Raw genomic sequence first — 12401 nt, forward strand, 5'->3', positions numbered from 1 at the left:
GGAACGGTCCCGGGAAACGCGGCGCGGCCGGAGCCGCGGCGTTCCACTCTCGCGCGACGCGATCGGTTTCTTCCCCCGCTGCTCGGGCAGCCGGACGGTTGAAGACGACGAAAGGACCGACATGAGTGCCGGAGAGAAGGCCAAGGCCAAGGCCGAGCAGGTTGTCGGCATGGCCGTGCGGAAGGCCGCCCACGCGATGGGCAAGGAGACCACCGCTGCCAAGGGCGCGGCCCTGGAGACACGGGGCAGGGCCCGCGACACCAAGGAGAAGTCGAAGCACGGCTTCAGGCGCTGACCGCTTCACCGCATATGGGGCGGCTCTCCCGGCTGCGGCACGGCCGCAGCCGGGAGAGCCGCCATATCGTTCCCGGGCACCGCGGACCCGATCCGCGCGGAGCACGAGGAGACGACGAGATGAGCCACCTCGTGTGGTCCGTGGACGCGGACGTGGCCGGTGCGCCCCACCGAGTGCACGGCGTGTCCACGACGCAAGGGTCAGACGCGACGCCGCGGCGGGCACTCGCCGAAGAGGTCCACCGCCGCGCGGACCTGCATCAGCGCGGGCGACAGCGCGCTCACGGACCCGATCGCGCCGGCGATCAGCAGCAGGGAGCGCCGCATCCGCGGGATTTCCGGGTCGCCGGCCGCCACCATCGCCGCCAGTACCGCCAGTTCGTCCTCGGCGATGACGCGGTCGCCGAAGTCCGCCGGATGTCCGGCGAGTTCACGCCGGAGCCGGGCGACCGCGGCCCGCAACTCCGCCGCTCTCGGGTCCTCGCCACTGCCTCTGCCCGTCACCCGCGTCTGCCCCACGCTCCGCAACAAAGCCCAGCCCCTCGCACGTCCTTGTGCACGTCCCTCGGTCCCCGGGGGCGTGTCAAACCGCCCGAGGGGTGCGGGCCAGTTAACGCCATCCGGCCCGCACCGCGCCACCGCGCGTACCGAATTCAGGACGAAGGAAGGGGGTCCATCGCGTTGCGCCAGACGGTCACGTCGACGGTGATGAACCGGCTGGCGTCGTTGTCGGAGGACTTGCCCTGGTAGGTGACGAGCCCTACGTGACCGGAGTCGGTGAGGACGCAGATCTGGGAGCCCTTGGAGAGCAGGCCCATCTCGATGGTGCGGGTGTAGCGGGTGTCGTTGCGGCAGGTGTCCAGGTCGCCGACCTGGCCGCTGCGCAGCAGGATCAGCCGGCCGTTCTCGGTCTCGACCTGGCTGAGGCCGCCCTCGTACTCGAAATCGGCGTTGGAGTCGTCGTCGATCGGCTTGATCGGGTCGTGGTCCAGGAAGATGTGGTAGTTGTCGACGATGTCGAGCCCGGTGTACGTCTTGGGGTCCGGCGCGGGCACCGTGTCTCCGGGGGCGGTGTCGAGTCCGTCGCCGCCCCCGCCCGGAGTGGCGGCGCCGCCCGAAGGGGTCTGCTGCTTGGGGGTGCTGCCCGTCGAGGGCTCGCCCTTGCCCTGGCTCTGGTCGGTCTTGTCCTTGTCGTCGCTGTCCGAGAGTGCCAGGTACGCGCCGGCGCCGGCCGCGCCGCCGACGACCAGGGTGACGAGGACGGCGATGGCGAGGTTGCGAAACTTGTTCTTCTTCTTGGGCGGCGTGGCGCCGGGGGCGGGCGAGGCGACCGTGGTGTACGGCTGCGGGCCGGTGTGCTGCTGCGGGTACGGCCCGGTCTGGGGATAGCCGTAGCCGGGCGCCGGCTGGCCCGCCTGCGGGTAGCCGTACGTCGGCTGCACGGGCGACTGCTGGGCCGGCGGCTGCTGGTGGTGCGCCGGCGGCTGCGGCGCGGCGGGCTGCTGCGGCTGGGCCGGCGGCTGGTGGTGGGTCTGCGGCGCGGGCCCGAAGCCCGGCGGCGGGGTCTGCGGCGCCGCGTGCGCGGTCGGCGCGTGGGTCGGTGCGGCCGCGGCGGCGGCCGGAGCCGCCACGGGCGGCTGGCCGGCGGCCGGGGTGGCCGGCGGGGCGGGCGCGGCCTTGCGGGTCGTGATCTCGGCGGCCACGACGCTCGGGAGCCACTCCTCCGGACGGCGCAGCACCGTCTCACCGTTGGCGGCCTGGCAGATGCTCAGTATCTCGGCGACGGATGGCCGGTTCTCCGGCTCCTTGACCATGCAGCGGGTGACCAGCTCACGTAGCTGCGCGGGGAGTTCGGTGAGGTCCGGCTCCTCGTGCACGATCCGGTAGAGGACACCGTGCGAGGTGCCCTCGCCGAACGCCGCCCGGCCGGTCGCCGCGTACGCCGCGATCTGGCCGAGGGCGAAGATGTCGGTGGCGGGGGTGACATGGCTGCCGGCGGCCTGCTCGGGGGCCATGAAGGAGGGCGTGCCGATGGTGACGCCGCTGCTGGTCAGCGATGTGGCGTCGGCGGCCCGGGCGATGCCGAAGTCGATGACGCGCGGGCCGTCGGCGGCGAGGAGGACGTTGGCCGGCTTCAGGTCGCGGTGGACGATGCCGGCGCCGTGGATGATCTGCAGTGCCTCGGCGATGCCGGCGACCAGCAACAGCACTGTCTCGACGGGCAGTTTGCCGTGCTGGGCCACCGCGTCGGAGAGGGACGGGCCGGGGACGTAGGCCGTGGCGAGCCAGGGCTGTTCGGCCTCGGCGTCGGCGTCGATGACGGGCGCGGTGAACAGGCCCTGCACGCGCTGTGCGGCCTGGACCTCCTGCGCGAAGCGGCGCCGGAATTCGGCGTCCTGGGCGAAGTCGGGGCGGATCACCTTGATGGCGACCGCGCGTCCTCCGGGCGTGTAGGACAGATAGACCTTGCCCATACCGCCGGCGCCGAGCCGAGCGGCGATCTTGTATCCGGCTACATGCTTCGGATCGTCCTCACCCAACGGCTTGAAGACCGTTCCCTGGTGCGCGCGGCCACTCATCGACTCTTGATCCCCCATGGCGTACCTCAGTGTTGAAGGTGCACCTTATCCAAGGCGGCACCCCGCTCTCCACGTCGGACGACCGGCAGTGCGGGGGCGGTTGCACGATCGCGCGGACGACCCCCGTTCGGGCAGCGCCGCGGCCGCGGCGCCGTCCGCGTATTCGTCCGCTCATGGGATAGAGAGTCCTCATGTCTTCTTCTCGGACGTCGTCCACGCCCCAAGGACCGGCCGTCGCCGGACTGTTGCTCGCGGCGGGCGGTGGCCGGCGTCTCGGCGGCCGGCCGAAGGCGCTGCTGGAGCACCACGGCAGGCCGCTGGTCGAGTACGCGGTGCGCGAGCTCCGCGAGGGCGGTTGCGCTCCGGTGCACGTGGTGCTGGGCGCGGCGGCGGACCGGGTGCGGCGGGAGGCGGACCTGTCGGGGTGCGCGGTGAGCGACAACCCGGACTGGGCGGAGGGGATGGGCTCGTCGTTGCGCGTGGGGCTCGCCTCGCTCGCCGAGGAGAGGGCCGGCGGCCCGGTGGACGCGGCGCTGGTGCTGCTGGTGGACCAGCCGGGGATCGGCGCGGAGGCGGTGGCGCGGGTGCGTGCGGCGTACCGCTCGCGGGCGTCGCTGGTGGCGGCGGCGTACGGGGGGCGGCGCGGGCACCCGGTGCTCTTCGGCGCGGACCGGTGGGCGGCGATCGCGGAGAGCGCGGAGGGCGACCGGGGCGCGCGGGCGTATCTGGCGGCGCACGCCGACGCGGTGACGCTGGTCGAGTGCGGTGATGTGGCCGAGGCGTACGACATCGACACCCCCGAAGATCTGCGCCACCTTCGGTGAGCGGCGTGGCACGCTGCGCCACCTTCTGTCGACCCGGAGAATCTCGATATCAACAAACCATTGAACTTCCACTATGCGGTAACTACTATCCACTGTTCAGAAGCGCCTGACCGCTCGGACGGCGCCCTCGGCTGTACCTCGGAGCCCCTGGCACTCAGTGCCGTCCAGCGGCGACCCGGCGGCCGCACGGCGGGTCCGCGCACAGCCCGTGAAGCTCGCGAAGGAAGTGACAGCTCATGTCCGCACCAGCGCCGTCCCCGCTGGCAATCGTCGATGCCGAGCCCCTGCCCCGGCAGGAAGAGGTCCTCACCGAGGCGGCCCTCACGTTCGTGGCCGAGCTGCACCGGCGCTTCACCCCGCGCCGTGACGAGCTGCTAGCCCGCCGCGCCGAGCGCCGCGCCGAGATCGCCCGTACGTCCACGCTGGACTTCCTCCCCGAGACCGCCGCGATCCGCGCGGACGACTCGTGGAAGGTCGCCCCGGCGCCCGCGGCCCTGAACGACCGCCGCGTGGAGATCACCGGGCCCACGGACCGCAAGATGACCATCAACGCCCTCAACTCGGGCGCCCGGGTCTGGCTCGCCGACTTCGAGGACGCGTCCGCCCCCACCTGGGAGAACGTCGTCCTCGGCCAGCTCAATCTCATCGACGCGTACGAGCGCCGGATCGACTTCACCGACCCGAAGTCCGGCAAGTCGTACGCCCTGAAGCCCGCCGAGGAGCTCGCGACCGTCGTGATGCGCCCCCGCGGCTGGCACCTCGCCGAGCGCCACCTGACGCTCGACGGCACACCCGTCCCCGGCGCCCTGGTCGACTTCGGCCTGTACTTCTTCCACAACGCCAAGCGGCTGCTGGACCTCGGCAAGGGCCCGTACTTCTACCTCCCGAAGACCGAGTCGCACCTCGAGGCCCGGCTGTGGAACGACGTCTTCGTCTTCGCACAGGACTACATGGGCGTGCCGCAGGGCAGCGTCCGCGCGACCGTCCTGATCGAGACGATCACCGCGGCGTACGAGATGGAGGAGATTCTCTACGAACTGCGCGACCACGCCTCGGGGTTGAACGCGGGCCGCTGGGACTACCTCTTCTCCATCGTGAAGAACTTCCGTGACGGCGGGCAGAAGTTCGTCCTCCCGGACCGCAACGCGGTGACGATGACCGCCCCGTTCATGCGCGCGTACACCGAACTGCTGGTGCGCACCTGCCACAAGCGCGGCGCGCACGCGATCGGTGGCATGGCGGCCTTCATCCCCTCCCGCCGCGACGCGGAGGTCAACAAGGTCGCCTTCGAGAAGGTCAAGGCCGACAAGGACCGCGAGGCCGGCGACGGCTTCGACGGCTCCTGGGTCGCCCACCCGGACCTCGTCCCGATCGCGATGGCCTCCTTCGACGCGGTCCTCGGCGACAGGCCCAACCAGAAGGACCGGCTGCGCGAGGACGTCACCGTCGCGCCGGGCGACCTGATCGCCGTCGACTCGCTCGACGCCAGGCCGACGTACGAGGGCCTGCGCAACGCCGTCCAGGTCGGCGTCCGCTACATCGAGGCGTGGCTGCGCGGCCTCGGCGCCGTCGCGATCTTCAACCTGATGGAGGACGCGGCGACGGCGGAGATCTCCCGCTCCCAGATCTGGCAGTGGATCAACGCGGGCGTCGTCTTCGAGAACGGCGAGCGCGCCACGCCGGAACTCGCGCGGAAGGTCGCGGCGGAGGAACTGGCCGCGATCCGCGAGGAGATCGGCGAGGAGGCGTTCGCGGCCGGCAAGTGGCAGCAGGCGCACGACCTGCTGCTGAAGGTCGCGCTCGACGAGGACTACGAGGACTTCCTCACCCTCCCCGCGTACGAGCAGCTCGCCGGCTGACCCGCCTCTCCGCCCGGCGCCCGCCCCCAGTACCGCACAGCCGCACAGCACCGGGGGCGGTGCGCCGGGCGCCGACGGCCGGGAAAACCCGGTGAACCCGCAAGCCCTGCCGCAGTACGGTCCTGCCATGGACGACGACGCCAACGACGGCTACTTCGGGGTACGCGTCGCCGCGACCTACGACGAGTCGTCGGCGGAGATGTTCGCCCCCGACCGCGTGGATCCGGCGGTGGACGTCCTGGCGGGGCTCGCCGGTGACGGCCGGGCGCTCGAACTCGGCATCGGGACGGGCCGTATCGCGCTGCCGCTGGCCGCCCGCGGGGTGCCGGTCCACGGGATCGACATGTCGCGGGCGATGGTCGCCCGGATGCGGGCCAAGCCGGGCGGTGACGCGATCGGCGTGACGATCGGCGACTTCGCGACGGCGCGGGCGGACGGCACGTTCCGTGTCGCGTACCTCGTCTTCAACACGATCATGAACCTGACGACGCAGGCGGCACAGGTGACCTGCTTCCGCAATGTGGCGGCGCATCTCGAACCCGGCGGCTGCTTCGTCATCGAGGTGGGCGTCCCGGATCTGCGGAGCCTGCCGCACGGCCAGGACACCGTTCCGTTCCATGTGAGCCCGACACGCTGGGCGTTCGACCGCTACGACACCGCCACGCAGGCGATGAGCTCGAACTACCTCGAGGTCGTCGACGGCCGCGGCACGTACCGGTCGATCCCCTTCCGGTACGTCTGGCCGGCGGAACTCGACCTGATGGCCGAGCTCGCCGGGCTGCGGCTGCGCGACCGGTGGGACGACTGGACGGGAGAGGCGTTCACGAGCGAGAGCCGCCGGCACGTCTCGGTCTGGGAGAAGCCCGCCGGCTGAGCCGCCGACCCCGCCCTGCTCACTCCTCCGACCCGCCGGGGAACGCCTGTTCCGTCCAGATCGTCTTGCCGGAGCGGCTGTAGCGCGTGCCCCACCGCTGGACGAGCTGGGCGACGATGAACAGACCCCGGCCGCCCTCGTCCTCGGCCGTGCTGTGCCGCAGATGCGGCGAGGTGTGGCCGGTGTCCGCGACCTCGCACAGCAGGGTCCGGTCGCGGATGAGGCGGATCTGCAGCGGCCCCTCGGCGTACCGCACCGCGTTGGTGACGAGTTCGCTGACGACGAGTTCGGTCTCGAACGTCAGCGCGTCGAGGCCCCAGGCCTCCAGCTGCCCGGTGACCAGCTCCCGTGCGCGGCCGGCCGCGACCGCTTCCGCCTCGAGTTCCCACGCCGCGACCTGCCCGGCGTCCAGCTCGCGGGTGCGGACGAGAAGGAGAGCGGTGTCGTCGCCGGTCGTGCCGCCCGGCAGCAGGTCGGCCACCACCCGGTCGCACAGCTCCTCCAGCGGCAGGTCGCGGTGGTCGGCCAGGACGCGCCCCAGAATCTCGAGCCCCTGGTCGATGTCGCGGTCCCGGGTCTCCACCAGACCGTCGGTATAGAGGGCGAGCAGGCTGCCCGCGGGCAGATCGAGATCGAACGGCTCGAACGGCAGGCCGCCGAGACCGAGCGGCGGCCCGGCCGGCAGCTCGGGGAAGGAGTACGAGTCCCCGGCCACCACGACCGCCGGCGGCAGATGCCCCGCCCTCGCCATCGTGCAGCGCCCCGACACCGGGTCGTAGACGGCGTAGAGACAGGTGGCGCCGGTGGTCACATCGGGATGCGGTCCCCCGGTCGCCGAAGCGCCCGGGACCTCCCCCGCACCTCGCTCCGGCTCCACGCCCGCCCCGCCCGAGACCGGGCCCACCAGGTCGTCCAGCCGGGTGAGGAGCTCCTCCGGGGCCATGTCCAGCTTGGCGAGAGCTTCCACCGTGGTACGCAGCCGTCCCATCGTCGCCGCCGCAGGCAGGCCGTGTCCCACCACGTCCCCGACCACCAGGCCGATCCGTGCGCCGGAGAGGGGAATGGCGTCGAACCAGTCCCCTCCGACGCCTGTGACGTCGTCGGAGGGCAGATAGCGGTAGGCCATGTCGACGGCGGAGTGACGCGGCAGATGCTGCGGAAGCAGCTCCCTCTGCAGGGTGAGCGCCGCGGCACGTTCACCGGCGAAGCGGCGGGCGTTGTCGATGCACACCGCCGTGCGGGCCACCAGCTCGTCGGCGAGAGCTACCTCGCCGTTGTCGAAGACGGCCGGCCGGCCGGTGCGGACGAAGGTGACGAAGCCGAGGACGTCACCGCCGATACGGAGCGGGACCACCAGGGAGTTGTCGTCGAGCACCTTTCCCCCGGAGGAGAGGCTCCGCAGGTGCGGCGACCCCGGCCGGTAGGCGACGGCCTCGCGGACCGGCCCCCGCGCCGTCCCCGTGATCCGGGTGAAGGCGTTCCTGTCGGCCCATCCGGAGCGCGGCTCGCCGCCCTCCAGCACCCCGGGCGCGAGGTCGACGTGCGCCGCGGAGGCGAATTCCGGCACCGCCACGTCGGCCAGCTCCAGGGCGGTGGACGCCACGTCCAGGGTGGTGCCGATCCGGCGCCCGGCCTCCACCAGCAGGGCCAGCCGGTCCTGCGCCTCGTAACGGTCCGTGATGTCGAAGGCGTCCTCGCACACGCCCAGCACCCGGCCCTCGGCGTCCTGCAGCCGGTAGTACGAGCACGACCACAGGTGGTCCCTGCCGGGATCGCTGGGCATCTCCCCCAGGAAGTGCACGTCGAGCATGGGCTCGCCGGTGTCGATCACGTGATGCATCACGCCGTCGAGCGTCTTGGGGTAGCCCTCGGTGAGGAAGATGCCCTCGGGGTACAGCTCGTCCGCCCGCCTCCCCAGGTATTCCTCGAGCGGCAGGCCGACCTCGGCGCTGTGTGCGGCGTTCGCCCAGGTCAGCCGGAGCTCGGTGTCGTAGATGGCCAGCCCGACCGGTGACTGGGTGGCCAGTCCGTCCAGCATCGACAGCCGGGACTCCCACAGCCGCAGCCGTTCCGACTCGGCCAGGACCAGGACCCGCGCCGCGGCGCCGCCGGCCAGGTCGCACACCGCCACGTCGACCGGGATGCCGTGTCCGTCGCGGTGGCGGGCGAGACGGGGTGTGTGGCCGTGGGCGGGGGACGGGGTGCCGCCACGGTCCGGTTCGCACAGGAACACCTCGGCGGACCGTCCGACGATCTCGTCCGCCGCATATCCGAGCAGTTCGGCGGCGGCCGGGCTCCAGCCGATCACCGTGTCGCGGGCGTCGAGCACCACCGCGGCGGCGACGGCGACATCGAGGGGGCCGCGGAGGTCTCGATCCTCCGCCGCCTCCAACGCCCTCCAGGTGCTCGCAGCCTGCACAGCCCGGTTCATCCCCTTCAGAATCGGCCCGCCCCTCCCGATGCACAAGGCGGCGGAAGGCTCGACGGGCCGGTCACCGCGGGTGTTCGCCGGCCTCCACGAGTGCGGCAGGGTCGGCGAGGGCGATGCGGACGCCGGTCTCGTTGTCGCGGCGGGGCACGGCGTCGGGCACCGGGCGTCGGGGACCGGCTCGTGGCCGACGAGGACGTCGGTGCCGCCGCCGGCCGCGTCCGCGCGCATGGTCGTCGCGCCGGCGCGTCGTACGTGAACGAGACGCGAAACCCGCCGCCCTCGCGCGCGGCGGACGGCCGGGGCCGGGTGCGCACCGTAACCGGAATCGGCGTCGTGAACCGGGGCACAGGGAACGTGCGGCATCCGGTCCGTGAACTCCCGTTCACCCGCGAGCTGTTGACCATGGCGGCCGCTGTCCGCAGGATAGCGCCGATGTGGATCGGAATCCTGGGGCCGGTGGAGCTCCGGCACGGCGGAGTGCGCTTGGGACCCCGGCCGGGCCGGGGCCGGTCGCTGCTGGCCCTGCTGGCGCTGAACTCCGGGTATCCCGTCGGGCACGACCGCATCGTCGACCTGCTGTGGGACGACCCGCCGGGCTCCGCCCGCGCGCAGGTGTACAACCTGGTCAGCGACCTGCGCCGGCGGATGCGCGACGGGGTGCCGTCCGGCGCACCGCCGTCTGCCGGGGCGTCGCGGGTGGACGCCCTGGTCTCGGTCGACGGCGGGTACTTACTGCGGTCCGCGGAGCACTCCAGTGATCTGCGGGACTTCCGGGAGGCTGTGGCCCTGGGCCGTAAGTCCGCCGCGGCCGCCCGCCACGACCGTGCCGTGGAGCAGTTCACCGCCGGGCTGGGCCACTGGCGGGGCACGGCGCTCACCGGCTGCCGGGAGCCGTTCGCCGAGGCCGCCCGCCGGGGTCTGGAGGAGGAGCGGCTGCGGGCCGTCGTCGCGCTTCTGGACGCGCGCCTGGCCTTGGGCCAGCACGAGCAGGTGCTGGCGGAGACCGGCCCCTGGCTGGCGAACCATCCGCACCGCGAGGACCTGTACGGCAGACAGATGCTGGCCCACGCCGCGCTGGGACGGCAGGCGGACGCGGTGGCCGACTACCGGCGGGCGTACCGCCGGCTGCGGGACGATCTCGGCGTCACCCCCGGGCACCGGCTGCAGGACATCTACCGGCGGATCCTCGCCGGCAGCCCCGAGGCGCGGCCCGCCGGTCCGGCCGCACCCGCGACGGAGAGCCCGCGGCCGGGGCCCGTACCGCGCCAGCTGCCGCCGCAGACGGAACGGCTGCTGGGGCGCGAGGCCCCGGCGGACGCGGTGCGGGCGGCACTCCTCGATCGCGGCGCGGTGGTGCCGGTCGTCGCGCTGACCGGGCCCGGCGGCGTGGGGAAGTCGGCCCTCGCCCTGCACGTCGCCCATGCTCTCGCCGACGAGTTCCCGGACGGACAGCTCTACGCCGATCTGCACGGTCTGCGCGAGCGGCCCGCCGAGCCGCACGGCACCCTCGCCCGATTCCTGCATGCGCTGGGCGTGGACGCCAGGGACGTGCCCGCCGATCCGGAGGAGCGCGTCGCCGAGTTCCGCAGCCGGGTGGCCGGCCGCCGGCTGCTCGTCGTGCTCGACGACGCCGCCGACGAGAAGCAGCTGCGTCCGCTGCTGCCAGGCACCCCCGACTGCGCGGTGCTGGTGACCTCCCGCAACCGGCTGACGGGCCTCGGCGGACTCGGCCTCGAGGTGTCGACGCTCGAACCGGCGGCGGCCCAGCGGCTGCTGACCCGCCTCGTCGGCGAGGACCGCACCGGCGCGGAGCCCGCGGCCACGGCCGACGTGGCGCGGCTGTGCGGCTGCCTGCCGCTGGCCCTGCGGATCGCCGGCGCCCGGCTGTCCTCCCGTCCGGACTGGACGGTCAGCGGCTTCCGGGACCGGCTGGCGCGCCAGCGGGAGCGCCTGGACCTGCTGACCGCCGGAGACCTCGACGTACGCGCCGGCATCGCGCTCAGTTACCGTTCGCTGCCCGCCGAGTTCCGCTGCGCGGTCCGCAGGCTGGGGCTCCTCGAGGCGCGCAGTGTCCCCGGCTGGGTCGTCGGGGCGCTGGCCGGCGCCCCCACCGCCGACGACCGGCACGCGGACTTCCTGGTGGAACGGCATCTGCTGGAGGCGGTCGGCGTCGACCGGGCCGGACAATCGCGCTACCGCCTGCACGACCTGGTCCACGACTTCGCGTACGAGCGGGCCGCCGCGGAGGACACGCCCGGTGACCTGGACGCCGCGCTCGGCCGGGTGCTGCGGACGTGGCGCGTACTGGCCGCGGAGGCGGCCGGGCGCCTCGGGCACGGCGCCGCCCTGGACCCCGTCTCCCCGGCCGGCGACCCGCTGCCGGCCGTGGTGTCCGTCGTCCGGCAGCGCCCCCTCGACTGGTTCGCGGCGGAGCGGCTGAGCCTGATCTCCGCGATCCATCTGGCGGGCCGGCTGGACAGCCCCCGGGTCGCGGGCGACCTCGCCCTCCAGCTCGACGGGTACCTCGTCATCCGCTACGACGAGGCCGAGCGGGTGGCCGTCCTGCGTGCGGCCATCGCATGCTGGCGGGACCAGGCCGCGCCCGACCGCAGGCTGGCCCGGCTGTACTTCGCGCTCTGCTGGGCGACGTACCAGCAGGATCGTTACGCCGAACTCGACGAGGCGGCCACGCACGCCCTCGCGGTCGCCACCCGGGTCGGCGACCCGGACGTCGTCGCGGACGCCACCTGGCAGGTGGCGAAGGCGACCGCGCTGCGCGGCCGGCTGCCGGACGCCGCCGAGCTGTACCGGCGCTCCCTCACCGACGCCCTGCGGCAGCGGCAGCCGGAGCGCAGTCTGACGTACGCGCACACGGGGCTGGCCAACGTCCTCGCCGACCTGGGACGGCCCGCGGAGGCGGCGGGCCACTACCGCCACGCGCTGTCCCACCACCGGGCGAAGGACCGCACCAGGGTCGTCATCCTGCTGCGCTTCGCCGAGGCCCTGGCGGACGACGCCGAGGGCGGGCAGGCCCTGGAGTTGCTGGCAGAGGCGCAGTCGATCGTCGGCGCCATCGGCGACGAGGTCGGAGCCGCCCATGTGGAGCGGCTCCGCGGCCTCGTCGACATCGCCCGCCGCGCCTGGGAGCCGGCGGGCGACCGGCTGCGCACCGCGCTGACCTCGCTGCGCGCCCACCACGAGGCGCTCGGCGTCGTCCACGTGCTGCGCGCCCTCGGCGACGCGGCTCTCGGCACGGGCCGGCCGGCCGCGGCCGGGCACCGGCTCACCGAGGCCCTCTCCGTATGCCGGCCGATGGGCGCGCCCGTGGAGACCGCGCGTATCGAGGCGCGCCTCGCCGCGGCCTTCCGGCTGTCCGGGGAGCCGGACACGGCCGCGGCGTACGCCGGCGCGTACCGGCGCAGGCTCACGTCCCTGTCACTGCCGGACGCCAGCCTGCGCCTCCCCGGACACGTCAGGGCACTGCTGCCGCCCGCGCGCCCGGAGCCGTCGGGTCAGAACGCCTGACCCCGTTCCAGGGCT

Annotated in this window: 8 protein-coding genes; 5 read left to right on the plus strand and 3 right to left on the minus strand. The window is 73.5% G+C overall.

The window, feature by feature from the left end:
- Nucleotides 1-121 precede the first annotated feature (121 nt).
- Nucleotides 122-295 carry a hypothetical protein gene (locus ACWD01_RS09955; protein WP_451159969.1) on the plus strand — a complete coding sequence of 58 codons (174 nt, stop codon included), beginning with the start codon at nt 122-124 and terminating at the stop codon, nt 293-295.
- A 200-nt stretch (nt 296-495) separates the two neighbouring features.
- Here ACWD01_RS09955 and ACWD01_RS09960 read toward each other — a convergent pair whose 3' ends face one another.
- Both ACWD01_RS09960 and ACWD01_RS09965 read right to left on the minus strand, forming a co-directional pair.
- The gene (locus tag ACWD01_RS09960) at nt 496-825 is read right to left on the minus strand and encodes a DUF5955 family protein (protein WP_451159971.1); all 330 of its coding nucleotides are present in this window, start codon (nt 823-825) and stop codon (nt 496-498) included.
- 122 nt (nt 826-947) lie between these two features.
- Entirely contained in the window at nt 948-2873 is a 1926-nt protein-coding gene (locus ACWD01_RS09965; protein WP_451159973.1) for a serine/threonine-protein kinase, read from the minus strand.
- Between the two features lie 191 nt (nt 2874-3064).
- Here ACWD01_RS09965 and ACWD01_RS09970 point away from each other — a divergent pair, with 191 nt between their 5' ends.
- From ACWD01_RS09970 to ACWD01_RS09980, 3 genes are all read left to right on the plus strand, one after another.
- On the plus strand, nt 3065-3697 hold the full coding sequence (locus tag ACWD01_RS09970; RefSeq protein WP_451159975.1) for a nucleotidyltransferase family protein: 633 nt from the start codon (nt 3065-3067) through the stop codon (nt 3695-3697).
- A 236-nt stretch (nt 3698-3933) separates the two neighbouring features.
- Nucleotides 3934-5556 (plus strand): malate synthase A, encoded by a 1623-nt coding sequence (aceB, locus tag ACWD01_RS09975; RefSeq protein ID WP_451159977.1) that lies wholly within the window; start codon nt 3934-3936, stop codon nt 5554-5556.
- A gap of 127 nt (nt 5557-5683) precedes the next feature.
- The gene (locus ACWD01_RS09980; protein WP_451159979.1) at nt 5684-6430 is read left to right on the plus strand and encodes a class I SAM-dependent DNA methyltransferase; all 747 of its coding nucleotides are present in this window, start codon (nt 5684-5686) and stop codon (nt 6428-6430) included.
- A gap of 19 nt (nt 6431-6449) precedes the next feature.
- Here ACWD01_RS09980 and ACWD01_RS09985 read toward each other — a convergent pair whose 3' ends face one another.
- Complete coding sequence (locus tag ACWD01_RS09985) at nt 6450-8861, minus strand: SpoIIE family protein phosphatase (protein ID WP_451159981.1); 2412 nt, start codon at nt 8859-8861, stop codon at nt 6450-6452.
- A 432-nt stretch (nt 8862-9293) separates the two neighbouring features.
- Between ACWD01_RS09985 and ACWD01_RS09990 the strand changes: the two genes are divergently transcribed.
- Nucleotides 9294-12386: an AfsR/SARP family transcriptional regulator gene (locus ACWD01_RS09990; protein WP_451159983.1), complete on the plus strand. Its 3093-nt coding sequence runs from the start codon at nt 9294-9296 to the stop codon at nt 12384-12386.
- The last annotated feature ends 15 nt before the right edge of the window (nt 12387-12401 follow it).

The sequence above is a fragment of the Streptomyces sp. NPDC002835 genome (assembly GCF_053591995.1).